Here is a 17,191-nt window from a genome sequence, read left to right on the forward strand (position 1 = left end):
GTAAGCGTGGAGAACGCCTATCGGCCCCGTCGAACCTGTCTGTCGGTTCCGGGCAGCAGTCTCAAGATGATTGAGAAGGCCAAGGCATTGCCGGCCGACCAAGTGTTCCTCGACCTCGAGGATGCGGTCGCGCCAGATGCCAAGGCGCAGGCCCGCAAACAGGTCGGCGCGGCATTGGCGAGCCCGGGCTGGGCGGGTCAGCTGCGGGGCGTGCGGGTCAACGACTGGACCACGCCGTGGACGTACTCCGATGTGATCGACGTGGTGTCCGAGGTGGCCTCGGCTCGCGACGGGCGCCTCGACGTCGTTGTGCTGCCCAAGGTGACCGACGCCGGCCACGTCCACGCTCTCGACCTGTTGCTGACCCAGCTCGAGCTGACCCACGGCCTGCCGGTCGGGCGGATCGGGGTCGACGCCCAGATCGAAGATGCCAAGGGACTGGCCAACATCCACGCGATCGCCGCCGCGCCGCGGGTGCAGGCGTTGGTGCTCGGCCCGGCGGACCTGATGGCCAGCTTGAACATGCGCACCCTGGTGGTTGGTGAGCAGCCGGAGGGATACGACGTCGGTGACGCGTATCACCACGTGTTGATGACGATCCTCGTCGCCGCCCGCGCGCACGGCATCGCCGCGATCGACGGGCCGTATCTGAAGGTGCGCGACGTGGCGGCGTTCCGGCGAGTGGCGGGCCGCGCGGCGGCGCTGGGCTACGACGGCAAATGGGTGCTCCATCCCGACCAGATCGACGCCGGCAACGAGATTTTCTCACCCGCCCAAGCCGAATACGACCGCGCCGAGCTGATTCTGGAGGCCTACGACTGGCACACGTCGACGGCAGGAGGCGCCCGCGGCGCGGTGATGCTCGGTGACGAGATGATCGACGAAGCCAGCCGCAAGATGGCGCTGGTGGTGGTCGGCAAAGGCCGGGCGGCCGGCATGCAACGTCAGGGTGAGCGGTTCACCCCGCCGAGCTAATAGCTGCTGGGTGACGTCGTCGTACTGGCCGCGAGGATGACGACGAACGCGACGTAGAGCACGACCAGGGCGATGATCACCGCGCCGACGGCCACGCCGGCGACCGCGAGCCCGAAGCCGTCCTGGCCAGTGCGCTTGGTTTCGCGCATCGCGACGATCCCGAGAATGATGCCGGCGATCGAGGGCAGCCCGCACAACAGCAGACCGGCCAGTGAGGTCACCAATGCGGCGATGGCTTTTCCGTTGGTGCCTGGTGGTTTGGTCGGCCGGTACGGGTCATAGGGATCGCCGTAACCGGCGTAGGCCGCCGGCGGGTATGGGTAGCCCGGATATCCCGACGGTGCGGGGTAGGGCGCCGGGTAGACCGGCGGTGGCATCGCGGGGAAGTTCGCCGGGTAGTCCACCGGGGCGTACGGATCAGCCGGCGGCGGTGTGCCCTCCGGGTGCGGGGGATAGGTCATCGGGTCAGCGCCAGGCGTAGATCGCCCAGATCACGCTGATGATCAGGGTTGCGACGCCCACCACGATCCCGGCGATGGCCAGGCCGTAGCCGCCCTGACGGGTTCGCTTGATCTGGTTGAGCGCGAGGATGCCGCAGACGATGCCGACGATCGAGCCGATCCCGCACAGCAATCCGATGACCGATGCCACCAGCGATGAGATCGCCAGGGTGTTGGTCCCCGTTGCCGGGGCCGGGTAGCCGTAGCCGCCCTGGTACGGCACGGCGCCGTACTGCGGCGGCGGAGGAGGCGGATAGGCCGACGGTTGCTCGCCATAGCCGGGTGCCCCGTACCCGCCGGGGGACGGCGGCGGGTAGCCCGGTTGCGGGCTGTAACCCGGCGGCGGATAGCCGGGCGCGCTGTAGCCCGGCGGCGGCGGGTAGGCACCCGGCGCGTCGTAACCGGGATAGGCCGGCGGAGTGGGCTCATAGCCCGACGGGGTGGTCTCGTAGCCGGGTGACGCCGGGTTCTGTTCGATGGGCGGGGCTTCGTGCGTCCCCTCGGACGGGCTCTGTTCGCCCGCGTTCTGCGGCTTTTCGCCGGAGTCGCCGCCGGAAGCTGTCATGCTGTTCAACCTAGCGTATGTGCAGGTAGCGCGGGGCTGGGCTTGCAGTTGGGGCACCAACGCCGGCGGCCCCACGTTCATCAGGCATCGGCCCGCTTCGGCGGGTGCGACACGACGCGACAAACGCCGCGCACGACAGGAGAATGAGCAGAATGACCAGCCCTTTCCCGCAGGGTCAGAACCCCGGTGGCGCAGCCGCCGCGTCACGCCGCGGGCCGGTCGGCCTGCCCACCCCGCCCAAGGGGTGGCCGATCGGCTCGTATCCGACCTACGCCGAGGCCCAGAAGGCCGTCGATTACCTGTCCGACGAGCAGTTCCCGGTGGAGCAGGTGACCATCGTCGGTGTGGACCTGATGCAGGTCGAGCGCGTCACCGGCCGGCTGTCATGGCCCAAAGTGCTGGGCGGTGGCGTGATCACCGGCGCCTGGCTGGGCATCTTCATCGGCCTGGTGTTGGGATTCTTCAGTCCCAACCCGTGGGCGTCACTGATCACCGGCGTCGTCGCCGGCGTCATATTCGGATTGATCACCTCAGCGGTCCCGTACGCGATGGCGCGTGGGACAAGGGATTTCAGCTCCACCATGCAACTGGTGGCGGGCCGCTATGACGTGCTGTGCGATCCGCAGAGCGCGGAGAAGGCGCGGGACATGCTGGCGCGCTTGAAGATCTGACGCGCTGATCACAGCGGATGCGGTCACGATCTGGCCGCATCCGGCGTGGGAGTGTTGCACATCACGACACGAGAGCTCTACGGTTTGGCCGCGGGGGTTTGTCCTGCCGTGATGCAGCCTGCGCCGAGCGCGGACAGCTGCCGCACGTACGAGAAGGCGGGTGAAGACGGGAGGCGGTTGCGAGATGGCTTGCCCAGGCGCACGCGCTCGGCGGGTAGGGGCGGCCGCGATCGCCGCGTTGACATGTGCCTCGCTGGTCTCGTCGTGCAGCTCGGGCGAGCACGGTCTGGTGGTCAGCTTCTACACACCGGCCAGTGAGACGGCGACGTTCACCGCTGTGGCCAAGCGCTGCACTGAAGAACTCGGCGGCCGCTTTCGCATCGAACAGCGCAGTCTGCCCAAGGCTGCCGACGATCAGCGGCTGCAGTTGGCGCGCAGGCTGACCGGAAACGACCGCACGCTCGACGTGATGGCGCTCGACGTGGTGTGGACCGCGGAGTTCGCCGAGGCCGGCTGGGTGCTGCCGCTGTCCGACGACCCGGCCGGACAGGCCGAGTCCGATGCGACGGACAACACCTTGCCCGGCCCGCTGCAGACGGCCAAGTGGCAGGACAAGCTGTACGCCGCACCGGTCACCACCAACACCCAATTGCTTTGGTATCGAGCCGATTTGGTGGCTCCACCGCCGGACACCTGGGACGGTATGATCGCGGAGGCCACCCGGTTGCACGCCGAAGGCAAGCCCAGCTGGATCGCGGTGCAGGCCAAGCAGTACGAAGGCTTGGTGGTGTGGTTCAACACTCTGCTGGAAAGCGCTGGGGGACAGGTACTTTCCGACGACGGCAAGCGGGTCACGCTGACCGATACGCCCGAGCACCGGGCGGCGACGGTGAAGGCGCTGCAGATCATCAAGGCCGTCGCCACCGCGCCCGGGGCCGACCCATCGGTCACCCAGACCGACGAGGGCACCGCGCGACTGGCCCTCGAACAGGGCAAGGCGGCGCTGGAGGTCAACTGGCCCTTCGTGTTCGCCTCGATGCTGGAGAACGCCGTCAAGGGTGGGGTGCCGTTCCTGCCGCTCAATGAGAAGCCGGAACTGAAGGGCAGCATCAACGACGCCGGCACTTTCTCGCCCAGCGACGACCAGTTCACCGTCGCCTTCGACGCGTCCAAGGAAGTGTTCGGGTTCGCCCCCTACCCAGGAGTGATCCCAGGCCGGCCCACCCGGGTCACCCTGGGCGGGCTTAACCTCGCGGTGGCCAAGACCACCCGGCATGCGGCCGAGGCGTTCGAAGCGGTGCGCTGTATCCGCAACCTGGAGAACCAGAAGTACACCTCGATCGAGGGTGGTCTGCCCGCGGTGCGCGCCTCGCTGTATTCCGACCCCGCGTTCCAGCAGAAGTATCCGCAGTACGCGATCATTCGCGATCAGCTGACCACGGCGGCGGTGCGTCCGGCGACGCCGAACTATCAGGCTGTGTCGACCCGCATTTCGGCGACGCTGGCGCCCATCAGCCAGATCGACCCCGACAAGACTGCGGATGAACTCGCCGTCCAGGTACAGAAGGCGATCGACGGCAAGGGGTTGATCCCGTGACCGCCCCCGCCCGCAGTGACGACCGCAGGTCCCAGCGCACGCTCGCCTACCTGCTGATCACCCCGGCCGTCGTTCTCATGCTCGCGGTGACCGCCTACCCGATCGTGTATGCGCTGTGGCTGAGCCTGCAGCGGTACAACTTGGCCAGCCCGGCCGACACGAAGTTCATCTGGTTCGAGAACTACCAGACCATCTTGAGTGACAACTACTGGTGGACGGCGTTCGTTATCACGCTGGTCATCACGGTGATCTCGGTGGCCATCGAGTTCGTGCTCGGCATGGCGCTCGCACTTGTCATGCACCGCACCATCTTCGGCAAGGGGTTGGTGCGTACCGCGATCCTCATTCCGTACGGGATCGTCACCGTCGCGGCTTCCTACAGCTGGTATTACGCGTGGACGCCGGGTACCGGATATCTGGCCAACCTGCTTCCGGACGGCAGTGCCCCACTGACCCAACAGATTCCGTCATTGGCGATCATCATCTTGGCCGAGGTGTGGAAGACCACTCCGTTCATGGCGCTGCTGCTGCTGGCCGGGCTTGCGTTGGTGCCCGAGGATCTGCTCAAGGCCGCCGAGGTCGACGGGGCCGGCCCGTGGACCCGGCTGGTCAAGGTTACGTTGCCGTTGATCAAACCGGCGATCCTGGTGGCCCTGGTGTTCCGCACGCTCGACGCGTTCCGTATTTTCGACAACATCTACGTGCTGACCGGTGGCGCCAACGACACCGCCTCGGTGTCGATCCTCGGCTACGACAACCTGTTCAAGGCGTTCAACATCGGGCTCGGCTCGGCGATCAGCGTGCTGGTGTTCCTGTCGGTGGCCGTCATCGCGTTCGTCTACATCAAGCTGTTCGGCGCGTCCGCGCCTGGCACGGACGACGAGGTGCGCTGATGACTGAGCGGATCGGCACCCGACGAACGGTGAGCTGGGTCGTGATCGATGCGATCGTGGTGATCTACGCCCTCTTCCCGGTGCTGTGGATCCTGAGCCTGTCGCTCAAGCCCACGTCAACGGTCAAGGACGGCAAACTCATTCCGTCGGAGATCACCTTCGACAACTACAAGGGCATCTTCAGCGGTGACGCGTTCAGTTCCGCGTTGATCAACTCGATCGGTATCGGGCTGATCACCACGGTGATCGCGGTGGTGATCGGGGGCATGGCGGCCTATGCCGTAGCCCGGCTGGAGTTCGCCGGCAAGAAGGTGCTGATCGGCGCCGCGCTGCTGATCGCGATGTTCCCCCAGATCTCGCTGGTGACACCGCTGTTCAACATCGAGCGCCGGCTCGGCCTGTTCGACACATGGCCCGGCTTGATCATTCCGTACATCACGTTCGCGCTGCCGCTGGCGATCTACACGCTGTCGGCGTTCTTCCGGGAGATTCCCTGGGATCTGGAGAAGGCCGCCAAGATGGACGGCGCAACACCGGCTCAGGCGTTTCGCCGGGTGATCGCGCCGCTGGCCGCACCGGGGATCGTGACGGCGGCCATCCTGGTGTTCATCTTCGCGTGGAACGACCTGCTGCTGGCGTTGTCGCTGACCGCCACCAACGCCGCGATCACCGCACCGGTGGCCATCGCGAACTTCACCGGCAGTTCGCAATTCGAGGAACCGACCGGGTCGATCGCCGCAGGCGCGATGGTGATCACGGTTCCGATCATCGTGTTCGTTCTGATCTTCCAACGACGGATCGTCGCCGGGCTGACCTCCGGCGCGGTGAAGGGGTAGCGAGGTTTTCGATGGCCGAGATAGTCCTGGACCATGTCAGCAAGAGTTATCCGGACGGTGCTGTCGCCGTGAAGGACCTGAGCCTGACGATCGCCGATGGCGAGTTCGTCATCCTGGTCGGGCCGTCCGGTTGCGGTAAGTCCACCACCCTCAACATGATCGCCGGCCTGGAGGAGATCAGCGCCGGGGAGCTGCGGATCGGCGGCGACCGGGTGAACGAGAAGGCGCCCCGCGAACGTGACATCGCGATGGTCTTCCAATCCTATGCGCTCTACCCGCACATGACCGTCCGGCAGAACATCGCGTTCCCGTTGACGTTGGCCAAGGTGAAGAAGGCCGACATCGCCAAGAAGGTCGAGGAGACGGCGAAAATCCTTGACCTGACCGAACTTCTGGACCGCAAGCCCTCGCAGCTGTCCGGTGGCCAGCGCCAGCGGGTCGCGATGGGCCGGGCGATCGTCCGCCAGCCCAAAGCGTTCCTGATGGACGAGCCGTTGAGTAACCTCGACGCGAAGCTGCGGGTGCAGATGCGTGGTGAGATCGCTCGGCTGCAGAACCGGCTGGGGACCACCACCGTCTACGTGACACACGACCAGACCGAGGCGATGACACTCGGTGACCGGGTGGTGGTGCTGCGTGGCGGTGAGGCTCAGCAGATCGGCACGCCCGGCGAGCTCTATGGGCGGCCGGCGAACCTGTTCGTCGCCGGCTTCATCGGCTCGCCGGCGATGAACTTCTTCCCGGCAACGCTGGACGGTATGAGCCTGCAGTTGCCGTTCGGTGAGGTGACGCTGAGCCAGGACGTGCAGAACGTTCTGGGTCAACACCCCAAGGCCGCCAACGTCATCGTCGGCATCCGGCCCGAACACTTCGAGGATGCCGCACTACTCGACGCCTACGAACGCATCCAGGCCACCACCTTCGAGGTGACGGTTGATCTGGTCGAGTCGCTGGGCGCCGACAAGTACGTGTATTTCACGACCGCTGGCGACAGCGCGAAGGCGGCTCAGCTGGCTGAGCTGGCCGCCGAGTCCGGTGCCGGTGAGAACGACTTCGTGGCAAGGCTTTCCGCGGATTCCACGGCGGCGATCGGGCAGTCGATCGAGTTGGCGTTCGACACGACCAAGCTGCATGTCTTCGACGCCGACAGCGGAGTCAACCTCACCATTGCGCCCGCAGGTTAAGTGAGCCAGCCCCTGGATTCGGTCCGCGCACACGTGCGCGGCCATTTCGCCGACGCCGGACTGGACGCCGAGCCGGATTCGGCCAGCGTGACATTCCTCGGACTCGAGCGCATCGAGGTGTTACGGTTCGGGCCGGACCCGGGCGGCGTGGCTCACTATGTGACGCTGGGCTGTTCGCGGCACCCGATGACCGAGCCGACGGCCGGCGTCGCCGATCCGTTGCACGGCCCGCGGGCCGAGGTCGTCCTGAGCTTGCGGGCCACCACGCCGACCTCAGGGCTGGCCCGCAGCCTGGCCGTGGTGGCGGCCACGCCCGCCGTCGAGGGGGTGGTGCTGGTCGCCGACGCGCTGATCGACCTGTCCGCGCCGCTATGGGACGGTGCTGCGTTCACCGCTGTGTTGCTGGGTGATTCGCCGATAGACGACCTGCCGCTGGAAGCGCCCCGCGAACCGGTGCGCTTCCTGGCGGCGATCCCGGTGACCCAGACCGAGGCGGCCTGGGTGCGGCTCAAGGGTGCCGACGCGATGCGGCAGGCCTGGCTCGACGACGGGGTCGACGTGCTGGACCCGAACAGGCGTGCGGCGCAACCGGGTTAGATCCTCACAGCCAGTTGTTCCGTCGGAAATTCAGGTAGAGGAACCCGCAGACTGTCGCCATGAGGGCCAGCACCGCCGGATAGCCCCACGCCCACGATAGCTCCGGCATGTGCTCGAAGTTCATTCCGTAGATGCCCGCGATCATCGTCGGCACCGCTGCGATCGCGACCCACGCCGAGATCTTGCGCATGTCGACGTTCTGCTGCATCCCCACCTTCGCCAGGGCGGCCTGCACCAACGACGACAGCATCTCGTCGTAGGACTCGATCCGGTCGGCCGCCTGCGCAGCGTGATCCAGGACGTCGCGCATGTAGCGCAGCACCTCTTTGGACATCAGGTCCTTGAAGTCCGGATTGAAACGGCCGAGTGCCACGGTGAGAGGTGATACGGCCCTTCGCAGTTCGACGACTTCACGCTTGAGCAGATAGATCGGTTCGATGTCGGTTTTGGTCAATGGTGAGAACGTCTCCGACTCGATGGCGTCGATATCGCATTCCATCAGCTCGCTGACATCGCGGTAGGTGTCCACGACGTGGTCGGCGATCGCGTGCATCACCGCGTACGGGCCCAGCGCCAGGTGCTGGTGCTCTTCTTCCAGATGTTTTCGCAAACCGGCCAGTCCGGTGTGGTCGCCATGTCGCACCGTCACGACGAAGTCCGGTCCGACGAACACCATGATCTCGCCGGTCTCCACGATCTCGCGGGCGAGCTCGACGGACTCGTGCGGTACGTAGGTCACCGTCTTCAGCACCAGGAACAGTGTGTCGTCGTAGCGTTCGACCTTCGGGCGCTGGTGGGCGTGCACCGCATCCTCGACGGCCAGCGGGTGCAGGCCGAACACCTCGGCCACCGCCTGCATCTGATGTTCGTCGGGTTCGTGCAGCCCGATCCAGACGAATGCCTTCTGCCCGCCGGCCTCCAGCTCGCGGACTCGTTGCAATGCGGCGGCGTGGGTGAACTTGCCGGCGAGACGGTCGCCTTCGACGTATACCGCGCAGTCGACCATGGCCCGCGCGACCGGTACGTGGATGCGTTTGGCGTCGACGGGGGTGGATCGGGTGCGGCTTGCTCCCAGCAGAGCCTGTGGGCGTGGACGAAACGACGGCATGACCCGACCTCCCCTTGAGCGGCAGGCGGGGCCCTGACGGGCCCCGCGGAAATGTTACGCGCCAGTAGTGCTGTCGGCGTAGTTCACGCCGGGGAGACCCTGGTCGGTGAGGTTTTGGGGGCGAGTACCCTGACGCCGTGTCCGAAACAGTGAGTACCCCCCGCGTCGTTATCGACGACGAAGAGATCTTCGCCGCTCACGTGGGCGGCAAGCTGTCCGTCGAGCTGAAGGCACCGCTGGACACCCAGCGCGCACTGTCGATCGCCTACACCCCCGGCGTAGCCCAGGTCAGCCGCGCGATCGCCGCCGACCACACCTTGGCTGCGCGCTACACCTGGTCCAATCGACTGGTCGCGGTGATCAGCGACGGCACCGCCGTGCTCGGCCTCGGTGACATCGGGCCCGCGGCATCCCTGCCGGTAATGGAGGGCAAGTCCGCGCTGTTCAAGACCTTCGGCGGGCTGGACTCGATCCCGATCGTGCTGGACACCAAAGACCCCGACGAGATCGTCGAGACGATCATCCGTCTGCGCCCGACGTTCGGCGCGGTCAACCTCGAGGACATCTCCGCGCCGCGCTGCTTCGAGATCGAGCGTCGCCTGATCGAGGCGCTGGACTGCCCGGTCATGCACGACGACCAGCACGGCACCGCGATCGTCGTGCTCGCCGCACTGATCGGCGCCACCAAGGTGCTCGACCGCGACATGCACTCGCTGAAGGTGGTCATGTCAGGTGCAGGTGCCGCCGGCGTCGCGTGCACGAACATCCTGTTGGCCGCGGGCATCACCGACATCACCGTGCTGGACAGCCAGGGCATCCTGCACACCGGTCGCGACGACATGAACTCGGTCAAGGCGGAGATGGCCACCCGGACCAACCCGCGCGGGCTCACCGGCGGGATCGCCGAGGCGCTCAACGGCGCCGACGTCTTCATGGGGGTGTCGGCCGGACTCGTTCCCGAGGAATTGATCGCCACGATGACCCCCGGCGGCATCGTGTTCGCGATGTCCAACCCGGACCCCGAAATCCACCCGGACGCCGCCCGCAAGCACGCCGCGATCGTGGCGACCGGCCGAAGCGACTTCCCGAACCAGATCAACAATGTCCTGGCATTCCCCGGTGTCTTCCGTGGAGCGCTGGACGCCGGCGCGCGGCGGATCACCGAGAAGATGAAAGTCGCAGCGGCAGAGGCGATCTTCTCCGTCGTCGGCGACGACTTGGCGGCCGATCACATCGTGCCCAGCCCGCTGGATCCGCGGGTCGGCCCTGCGGTGGCCGCAGCGGTGGCGGCGGCATCCGAAGCCTGAGCGAAACATGCTGAGGCCGACGATGTTTCGCCGGCTGATGCTCGGACTTCTGGTCCTGGCGGCGGTCGCCTGCGAGTCGCCGGCGCCGGGACCGTCGATGGCCGTCGGCGCCACGGCGGACCCGGAATACACCCTGCTGGCCAATCTGTACGCGGCTGCTCTGCGCTCCTATGGGACGGGTGCGCACGTGGAGATCGTCGACGATCCTTTGACGGCACTGGATTCCGGAGCGGTCAGCGTGGTGCCCGGATTCACCGGAAGACTGCTGCAGAAGTTCGCGCCTGGCATGACGGCCCGATCGGATGCCCAGGTATACCGCGCACTGCTCGGGGTGCTGCCTGAAGGGGTGGGTGCCGGCGACTACACCACCGCAGCCGACGACAAGCCCGCGCTGGCCGTCACCGACGCGACCGTGTCGGCATGGGGCAGCCGCGATCTGACCGCACTGGTGAACCATTGCGCGGGGCTGCGCCTCGGAGCTGTCGCCTACGCACGGGGGTTGCCGACGACGGTGGGTGGCTGCACTCTCCCGCCGGCGCGCGAGTTCCCGGACAAGGCAACGATGTTCGCCGCGCTACGGGCGGGGGGCATCACCGCCGGCTGGACGGGAACCGCCGACACCGGTGTGCCGAGTGATCTGGTCGTCCTGGCCGACCGCAAACCGGAACTGGTGATGGCCGAGAACATCGTGCCGCTCTACCGTCGCAACGAACTCGACGACCCGCAGGTTCGCGCGATCAACGAGCTCGCCGGCGTGCTCGACACCGGCTCGCTGGTCGACATGCGCCAGCACGTCGCCGAAGGGCGTGACCCGCGGTCGGTCGCCGAGGAGTGGTTGTCCGCGCACCCGTTGGGGCGCTGAGAAGACTCAGCGCATCGGCGGGGCGAGCTTGGGCAGCACGGTGGAGAACAGCTGCTGGTAGCCCGAGCCGGTGATGCGCACGATCACGTCGAGGATCTTCGCGTCGGCGCCCACGAGCACCCGCGCCTTGTTCTTGCGGACGGCCTCCAGGATGATCTGGGCTGCGCGCTCCGGCGTCGTCCTGGCCAGCTTCTTGTCGAAGGCACTGGCCATCGCGGCTTGATCGAGCCCTTCGGCCACAGTGGAATTGCGCGCGATCGCGGTCTTGATCCCGCCCGGGTGGACCGTGGTCACCTTGACCGGGTGCTTGGCCAGGATCATCTCCTGGCGCAGCGCTTCGGTGAAGCCGCGCACCGCGAACTTGGCCGCGTTGTAGGCGGCCTGGCCGGGCACGGAGAAGATGCCGAACAGGCTGGAGACATTGACGATGTGGCCGTCGCCGGACTCGATGAGGTAGGGCAGGAAGACCTTGGTGCCGTTGACGACGCCCCAGAAGTCGACGTCCATGATCCGCTCGATGTCCTTGTACTGGCTGATCTCGACGTCCCCGGAGAACGCGATGCCGGCATTGTTGTAGATCTGGTTGACCTTGCCGAAGTGCGCCTTGACGCCGTCGGCGTAGGCCTGGAAGGCCTCCCGCTCGGTGACGTTCAGCCGATCGGCCTTGACGTCCACACCGATCGCCTTGAGGCGCTGCTCGGTGATCGCGAGACCCTCGGTGTCGATATCGCTGATGGCCAGCTTGGCACCTGACCGGCCCAGCTCGATCGCAAGTGCCTGACCGATGCCCGACCCGGCTCCGGTCACCACCGCTACCTTTCCGGCGAACCCCTGCATGAACGACTCCTCGCGTTGTTTGACGTGTGTCGAATGGGCTCAGATTAGCGGGTAAGCACCCCGCCGGTAACAGCGGGATGGTCGACCGCGATGCTTAGAGCATGACATTTCGCCGTATGGCCAGCGCCGGGGCGGTTGCCGGACTGATCGCCGGCGCCGTCGCGTTGGCGGCGCCCGCGCAGGCCGACACCAACACCGATGACTTCTTGGCCGCGTTGGGCAATGCCGGTATCACCGGAATGGACCCTGCGCAGGCCGTCGAGATGGGTCAGTCGATCTGCCCGCTGCTGGCCGACCGCAGCCAGAACACCGCCGACATCGCGTCCACCGTGGCCGACCGGATGGGCCGCCCACTGGGCGCGGCCACCATGTTCACGGGTCTGGCCGTGTCGTACTTCTGCCCGCGCGCCATGCAGGACGTGGCCAACGGCAACTCGCCGATCCCGCTGCCGTTCCTGAACAACTTGGGCTTCTAGCTGCGCGAGTCGCCGTCGAGTGTGCGGTTTCATACGCGACTCGCCGGTCGCGGCGTATCAGACCGCACACTCGAAGCCCCGCGCTAGCCGAACGCCTCGTCGATGATTTCCTGCTGCTCGACGGCGTGCACCTTCGATGATCCCGACGACGGCGCCGACATGGCGCGCCGCGAGATCCGCTTGATCCCGGTCAGCTTCTCCGGCAACAACTCCGGCAGCGTCAGACCGAACGTCGGCCAGGCGCCCTGGTTCGCCGGCTCCTCCTGCACCCAGAAGAACTCTCCTGCATTCGGGTAGGTGTCCAAGGTGTTGCTCAGCCGTCGCTTGGGCAGCGGGGCCAGTTGTTCGATCCGCACGATCGCGACGTCGTCGCGCTTGTCTTTCTCCTTGCGCGCGACCAGCTCGTAGTAGATCTTGCCGCTGGTCAACAGGATTCGGGTGACCTTGTCGCGATCGCCGTCACCGTCGGTGTAGGTCGGCTCCTCCATGATCGAGCGGAACTTCTGCTCGGTGAAGTCCCGGATGTCGCTGACGGCAGCTTTGTTGCGCAGCATGGACTTCGGCGTGAACACGATCAGCGGACGGTGCACCCCGTCGAGGCCGTGCCGGCGCAGCAAGTGGAAATAGTTCGCCGGGGTGGACGGCAGCGCGATGGTCATCGAACCCTCGGCCCACAGCTGCAGGAACCGCTCGATGCGGCCCGATGTGTGGTCGGGTCCCTGGCCTTCGTGGCCGTGGGGGAGCAGCAGCACCACATCGGAGAGCTGGCCCCACTTGGCCTCACCTGAGCTGATGAACTCGTCGATGATCGACTGGGCGCCGTTGACGAAGTCGCCGAACTGCGCCTCCCACAGCACCAGAGCATCCGGATTACCTACCGAATAGCCGTACTCGAAACCGACCGCTGCGTACTCCGACAGCGCCGAGTCGTACACCAGGAACCGGCCGCCGGTCGGGGTGCCGTCCGGGTTGACGGTCAGCAGGTCCAGCGGGGTGAACTCCGCACCGGTCTTGCGGTCGATGATCACCGCGTGCCGCTGGGTGAACGTGCCGCGCCGGGTGTCCTGTCCGGAGAACCGGATCAGCTTGCCCTCCGCCAAAAACGTTCCGAGCGCCAGCAATTCGGCGAAGGCCCAGTCGACTTTGCCCTCGTAGGCCATCTCGCGCCGCTTCTCGAGGACAGGCTTGACGCGCGGGTGCACGCTGAAGTTCTCCGGGAATGCCAGGTGCGCATCGCCGATGCGGGCCAGCAGCGACTTGTCCACCGCGGTGGTCATGCCGCGCGGAATCATCTGGTCTTCTTCGACCGACTCGCTGGGTTCCACCTCATGCTTCTCGAGGTCGCGAACCTCGTTGAACACCCGCTCCAGCTGACCCTGGTAGTCGCGCAGCGCATCCTCGGCTTCTTTCATCGAGATGTCGCCACGGCCGATGAGGGCTTCGGTGTAGGTCTTGCGGACACCGCGCTTGGTGTCGATGACGTCGTACATATAGGGCTGGGTCATCGACGGGTCGTCACCTTCGTTGTGCCCGCGACGGCGGTAGCACAGCATGTCGATGATGACGTCCTTCTTGAACTTCTGCCGGAAGTCCACCGCAAGGCGGGCCACCCAGACGCACGCCTCGGGATCGTCGCCGTTGACGTGGAAGATGGGCGCTCCCACCATCTTTGCGACGTCTGTGCAGTACTCAGAGCTGCGCGAGTCCTGCGGCGAGGTGGTGAAACCGATCTGATTGTTGACGATGATGTGGATCGTGCCGCCGGTGCGGTAGCCGCGCAGGAGCGCCAGGTTCAGCGTCTCGGCCACCACGCCCTGGCCGGCGAAGGCCGCATCGCCGTGCAGCATCATCGGCATGACGGTGAAGCCCTGAGGCTCTTCGGAGCCGTCTTCGTTGTATTCCAGCAGATCCTGCTTGGCGCGGACGATGCCTTCCATCACCGGATCGACAGCTTCAAGGTGCGACGGGTTGGCGGTCAGTGAGACCTCGATGTCGTTCTCGCCGAACATCTGGATGTAGTCACCTCGAGCACCGAGGTGGTACTTGACGTCGCCGGAGCCGTGCGCCTGCGAGGGGTTCAGGTTGCCCTCGAACTCACTGAAGATCTGCGAATACGGCTTCCCGACGATGTTGGCCAGCACGTTGAGCCGGCCGCGGTGTGGCATGCCGATGACGACCTCGTCGAGAGCGTGCTCGGCGGCCTGGTCGATCGCGGCGTCCATCATCGGGATGACGGTCTCCGCGCCTTCCAGTGAGAAGCGCTTCTGCCCAACGTATTTGGTCTGCAGGAAGGTCTCGAAGGCTTCGGCTGCGTTCAGCTTGGACAGGATGTACTTTTGCTGGGCGACCGTCGGTCCCTCATGCTTGACCTCGATGCGTTCCTCAAGCCACTTCTGCTGCTCGGGTTCGAGAATGTGGGTGTACTCCACGCCGATGTGGCGGCAGTACGCGTCGCGAAGCAGCCCGAGCACGTCGCGCAGCTTCTTGAACTCCTTGCCGGCGAACCCGTCGACCTTGAACACCCGGTCGAGGTCCCACAGCGTCAGGCCGTGGGTGTTGACGTCGAGGTCGGGGTGGCTGCGGAAGCGGGTCTTGTCCAGGCGCAGGGGGTCGATATCGGCCATCAGATGCCCGCGGTTGCGGTAGGCCGCGATCAACTCCATGACCCGGGCGTTCTTGTCGACGATCGAATCGGGATTGTCGGTGCGCCAGCGGACCGGCTCGTAGGGGATGCCGAGCTCGAAGAAGATCTCGTCGAAGAAATCGTCGGAGAGCAGCAGCTGGTGGATCGTCCGCAGGAAATCACCGGACTCCGCGCCCTGGATGATGCGGTGGTCGTAGGTCGACGTCAGCGTGATCAGCTTGCCGATCCCGAGCTCCGCGATGCGCTCCTCGCTGGCGCCTTGGAACTCCGCCGGATACTCCATCGCGCCGGCGCCGACGATCGCGCCCTGTCCGGACATCAACCGGGGCACCGAGTGCACAGTGCCGATGGTGCCGGGGTTGGTCAGCGAGATCGTCACGCCGGCGAAATCCTCGGCGGTCAGCTTGCCATCGCGGGCGCGCCGCACGATGTCCTCGTAGGCGGCGATGAATTGGCCGAACCGCATGGTTTCGCAGTTCTTGATCGCGGCGACGACGAGCTGCCTACTCCCGTTTTTGCCCACCAGGTCAATGGCCAGGCCGAGATTGGTGTGCGCGGGGGTGACGGCGTTGGGCTTGCCGTCGATCACCGCGAAGTGGCGATTCATGTTGGGAAATGACTTGACCGCCTGCACGATCGCGTAGCCGAGCAGGTGGGTGAAGGACACCTTGCCGCCGCGGGTGCGCTTGAGGTGGTTGTTGATGACGATCCGGTTGTCGATCATCAGCTTCGCCGGGATGGCCCGCACGCTTGTCGCGGTCGGGATCTCCAGCGAGCTGTTCATGTTCTTGACCACGGCCGCCGCCGCGCCGCGCAATACCTGGTTCTCGTCGCCGCTATCCGACGACGACGCGGCCGGAGCCGGCTTGGGTGCGGGCTCCTTGGCCGGAGCTTCCTTGGCCGGGGCCGCCTTCGCCGCGCCGTTGTCGGCCGGTGCGGGCTTCGCGGGGGCCGGTTTGGCCGGCGGGGGAGCCGGTGCGGGTTCCGGCGGCGCGACGGGGGCCGCCGTCGCGGTGGACTGCCCGTTGCCGGCGGCGGCCGAGTCGGTCGTCGGCTCCGGGTTGTAGTCGACCAGGAACTCGTGCCAACTCGGATCGACCGAGGAGGGGTCGTCGCGGAACTTGCGGTACATCTCCTCGACCAGCCATTCGTTCTGTCCGAATGGTGAACTAGTACTGCTCACGGCAGTTCCTCGCCTCAATTCCTTAATCCCGGCAAGCCGTGCTCGCACGGTTTGCCCAATTTTGGTGCCCCCACGGCCGCCGTCTAAAAGGCTATCGCTTCTTATGCGTTCCCGAAGCACGTCAGCTCCATGCCCGACGGGACTGCGACGACCGGTCGTCGGAGGTCGGCGAACGGTTATCCGCCCGGCTCGATCGCAGGCAGCAGGTGCAGGCTCACCGGCCACCGGCTGGGCGCGGACCCAAACGCCGCGCGGGCATTGTTCACTATCTTTTTGCCCATCATTCGGTTGCCACCGCCGCCGACGGCGGCGCCGATGCCGACGGGCAGCATCTTGCCGAATGCCATCGCCGACCGCTTGAGCGTGAACCGCTTGACGAAGTAGCGCATCAGCCGGGTGTTCAGCTGGGCCAGCGCGGGCAACGGCAGCATGTCCGCGCCCTCGGCCAGCCACGCTCCGCTGGTGCGGCTGGGACCGATCAGGTCGGCGATCGCGCCCCGGCTCTTTTCTCCGACGAGCACCGCGAGCACCAGCGCGCGTCGACGCTCGCGCTGCTCGAGCGGAATGCCGTGGACGTCGGCGACGGCAAGGACGAACACCGTGGTGGCCTCCAGGAACACCAGCGTTTCGCCGGCCACCGCCGACAACGCCGCCAGCGTGCCGATGCCGGGGAACGCCGCTGCCGATCCGACGGCGGCACCGCTGGCCATCACCGCGGCCAAGTAGCGCTTCTCGAGCTTGGTGACGATCTCGGCCGGGGTCGCGTCCGGGTTGGATCGGCGCAGCCGCGCAACGTAGGCGCGGACGGCGGGCGCCTGGGCGCGCGTGCTGCGCTCGAGGACCTGGGAGAGCACCCGCGCGGACATCGTCGCCTCGTCCTCGACGTGGGCGGGCAGATTCTCGGACGGAGCCGCTCGGCCGGCGACATCGGAACGAGACCCTCGGCGGACCTTCAT

16 protein-coding genes are annotated in these 17,191 nt (G+C 66.4%); 10 read left to right on the forward strand and 6 right to left on the reverse strand.

The window, feature by feature from the left end:
- The first annotated feature begins 6 nt into the window (after nucleotides 1–6).
- Nucleotides 7–975: an HpcH/HpaI aldolase/citrate lyase family protein gene (locus Y900_RS18980; protein WP_036343840.1), complete on the forward strand. Its 969-nt coding sequence runs from the start codon at nucleotides 7–9 to the stop codon at nucleotides 973–975.
- Here the strand turns inward: Y900_RS18980 and Y900_RS18985 are convergent.
- Both Y900_RS18985 and Y900_RS18990 read right to left on the reverse strand, forming a co-directional pair.
- Nucleotides 972–1,436 carry a DUF4190 domain-containing protein gene (locus tag Y900_RS18985; RefSeq protein ID WP_036343842.1) on the reverse strand — a complete coding sequence of 155 codons (465 nt, stop codon included), beginning with the start codon at nucleotides 1,434–1,436 and terminating at the stop codon, nucleotides 972–974. The two genes, Y900_RS18980 and Y900_RS18985, sit on opposite strands and share 4 nt — an antisense overlap.
- Nucleotides 1,437–1,440: 4 nt before the next feature.
- Nucleotides 1,441–2,040 carry a DUF4190 domain-containing protein gene (locus Y900_RS18990; protein WP_051660153.1) on the reverse strand — a complete coding sequence of 200 codons (600 nt, stop codon included), beginning with the start codon at nucleotides 2,038–2,040 and terminating at the stop codon, nucleotides 1,441–1,443.
- Between the two features lie 152 nt (nucleotides 2,041–2,192).
- Here Y900_RS18990 and Y900_RS18995 point away from each other — a divergent pair, with 152 nt between their 5' ends.
- From Y900_RS18995 to Y900_RS19020, 6 genes are all read left to right on the forward strand, one after another.
- The gene (locus Y900_RS18995) at nucleotides 2,193–2,711 is read left to right on the forward strand and encodes a general stress protein (RefSeq protein ID WP_036343845.1); all 519 of its coding nucleotides are present in this window, start codon (nucleotides 2,193–2,195) and stop codon (nucleotides 2,709–2,711) included.
- A 184-nt stretch (nucleotides 2,712–2,895) separates the two neighbouring features.
- Nucleotides 2,896–4,308, forward strand: a complete 1,413-nt coding sequence (locus tag Y900_RS19000) for an ABC transporter substrate-binding protein (RefSeq protein WP_036343846.1) — start codon at nucleotides 2,896–2,898, stop codon at nucleotides 4,306–4,308.
- Nucleotides 4,305–5,201: a carbohydrate ABC transporter permease gene (locus Y900_RS19005; RefSeq protein WP_036343848.1), complete on the forward strand. Its 897-nt coding sequence runs from the start codon at nucleotides 4,305–4,307 to the stop codon at nucleotides 5,199–5,201. Before Y900_RS19000 ends, Y900_RS19005 begins: the two co-directional genes overlap by 4 nt.
- 11 nt (nucleotides 5,202–5,212) lie before the next feature.
- Nucleotides 5,213–6,037: a carbohydrate ABC transporter permease gene (locus tag Y900_RS19010; RefSeq protein WP_192827596.1), complete on the forward strand. Its 825-nt coding sequence runs from the start codon at nucleotides 5,213–5,215 to the stop codon at nucleotides 6,035–6,037.
- A gap of 11 nt (nucleotides 6,038–6,048) precedes the next feature.
- Nucleotides 6,049–7,221 carry an ABC transporter ATP-binding protein gene (locus Y900_RS19015; protein WP_036343850.1) on the forward strand — a complete coding sequence of 391 codons (1,173 nt, stop codon included), beginning with the start codon at nucleotides 6,049–6,051 and terminating at the stop codon, nucleotides 7,219–7,221.
- Nucleotides 7,222–7,818 carry a suppressor of fused domain protein gene (locus Y900_RS19020; RefSeq protein ID WP_036343851.1) on the forward strand — a complete coding sequence of 199 codons (597 nt, stop codon included), beginning with the start codon at nucleotides 7,222–7,224 and terminating at the stop codon, nucleotides 7,816–7,818. It begins immediately after the preceding gene.
- A gap of 4 nt (nucleotides 7,819–7,822) precedes the next feature.
- Here the strand turns inward: Y900_RS19020 and corA are convergent, their stop codons facing one another.
- Nucleotides 7,823–8,926, reverse strand: coding sequence for a magnesium/cobalt transporter CorA (gene corA / locus Y900_RS19025; RefSeq protein ID WP_036343852.1), 1,104 nt, complete (start codon nucleotides 8,924–8,926; stop codon nucleotides 7,823–7,825).
- A gap of 137 nt (nucleotides 8,927–9,063) precedes the next feature.
- Between corA and Y900_RS19030 the strand changes: the two genes are divergently transcribed.
- A complete protein-coding gene (locus tag Y900_RS19030; RefSeq protein WP_036343853.1) occupies nucleotides 9,064–10,233 on the forward strand; it encodes an NAD(P)-dependent malic enzyme in 1,170 nt (389 codons plus the stop codon).
- A 7-nt stretch (nucleotides 10,234–10,240) separates the two neighbouring features.
- Nucleotides 10,241–11,095 (forward strand): glycine betaine ABC transporter substrate-binding protein, encoded by an 855-nt coding sequence (locus tag Y900_RS19035; RefSeq protein WP_192827529.1) that lies wholly within the window; start codon nucleotides 10,241–10,243, stop codon nucleotides 11,093–11,095.
- A 6-nt stretch (nucleotides 11,096–11,101) separates the two neighbouring features.
- Here the strand turns inward: Y900_RS19035 and Y900_RS19040 are convergent, their stop codons facing one another.
- On the reverse strand, nucleotides 11,102–11,932 hold the full coding sequence (locus Y900_RS19040) for an SDR family NAD(P)-dependent oxidoreductase (RefSeq protein WP_036343856.1): 831 nt from the start codon (nucleotides 11,930–11,932) through the stop codon (nucleotides 11,102–11,104).
- Between the two features lie 101 nt (nucleotides 11,933–12,033).
- On the opposite strand from Y900_RS19040, the gene Y900_RS19045 reads away from it, so the two are divergent.
- On the forward strand, nucleotides 12,034–12,408 hold the full coding sequence (locus Y900_RS19045; protein WP_036343858.1) for a DUF732 domain-containing protein: 375 nt from the start codon (nucleotides 12,034–12,036) through the stop codon (nucleotides 12,406–12,408).
- Nucleotides 12,409–12,491: 83 nt separating this feature from the next.
- On the opposite strand, the gene Y900_RS19050 is transcribed toward Y900_RS19045, so the two are convergent.
- Nucleotides 12,492–16,235 carry a multifunctional oxoglutarate decarboxylase/oxoglutarate dehydrogenase thiamine pyrophosphate-binding subunit/dihydrolipoyllysine-residue succinyltransferase subunit gene (locus Y900_RS19050; RefSeq protein WP_036343859.1) on the reverse strand — a complete coding sequence of 1,248 codons (3,744 nt, stop codon included), beginning with the start codon at nucleotides 16,233–16,235 and terminating at the stop codon, nucleotides 12,492–12,494.
- 176 nt (nucleotides 16,236–16,411) lie between these two features.
- Nucleotides 16,412–17,191 carry a hypothetical protein gene (locus Y900_RS19055; protein WP_051660154.1) on the reverse strand — a complete coding sequence of 260 codons (780 nt, stop codon included), beginning with the start codon at nucleotides 17,189–17,191 and terminating at the stop codon, nucleotides 16,412–16,414.

Origin of the sequence: Mycolicibacterium aromaticivorans JS19b1 = JCM 16368, from assembly GCF_000559085.1 — a bacterium.
GTDB lineage: Bacteria > Actinomycetota > Actinomycetes > Mycobacteriales > Mycobacteriaceae > Mycobacterium > Mycobacterium aromaticivorans.

Excerpts from the sequence above, each read along its gene's own strand:
- Y900_RS18985 (WP_036343842.1), bottom strand. The coding sequence starts at position 1,436 with ATGACCTATCCCCCGCACCCGGAGGGCACACCGCCGCCGGCTGATCCG.
- Y900_RS18990 (WP_051660153.1), bottom strand. The coding sequence starts at position 2,040 with ATGACAGCTTCCGGCGGCGACTCCGGCGAAAAGCCGCAGAACGCGGGC.
- Y900_RS18995 (WP_036343845.1), top strand. The coding sequence starts at position 2,193 with ATGACCAGCCCTTTCCCGCAGGGTCAGAACCCCGGTGGCGCAGCCGCC.
- Y900_RS19000 (WP_036343846.1), top strand. The coding sequence starts at position 2,896 with ATGGCTTGCCCAGGCGCACGCGCTCGGCGGGTAGGGGCGGCCGCGATC.
- Y900_RS19015 (WP_036343850.1), top strand. The coding sequence starts at position 6,049 with ATGGCCGAGATAGTCCTGGACCATGTCAGCAAGAGTTATCCGGACGGT.
- corA (WP_036343852.1), bottom strand. The coding sequence starts at position 8,926 with ATGCCGTCGTTTCGTCCACGCCCACAGGCTCTGCTGGGAGCAAGCCGC.
- Y900_RS19035 (WP_192827529.1), top strand. The coding sequence starts at position 10,241 with ATGCTGAGGCCGACGATGTTTCGCCGGCTGATGCTCGGACTTCTGGTC.
- Y900_RS19040 (WP_036343856.1), bottom strand. The coding sequence starts at position 11,932 with ATGCAGGGGTTCGCCGGAAAGGTAGCGGTGGTGACCGGAGCCGGGTCG.
- Y900_RS19045 (WP_036343858.1), top strand. The coding sequence starts at position 12,034 with ATGACATTTCGCCGTATGGCCAGCGCCGGGGCGGTTGCCGGACTGATC.
- Y900_RS19055 (WP_051660154.1), bottom strand. The coding sequence starts at position 17,191 with ATGAAGGTCCGCCGAGGGTCTCGTTCCGATGTCGCCGGCCGAGCGGCT.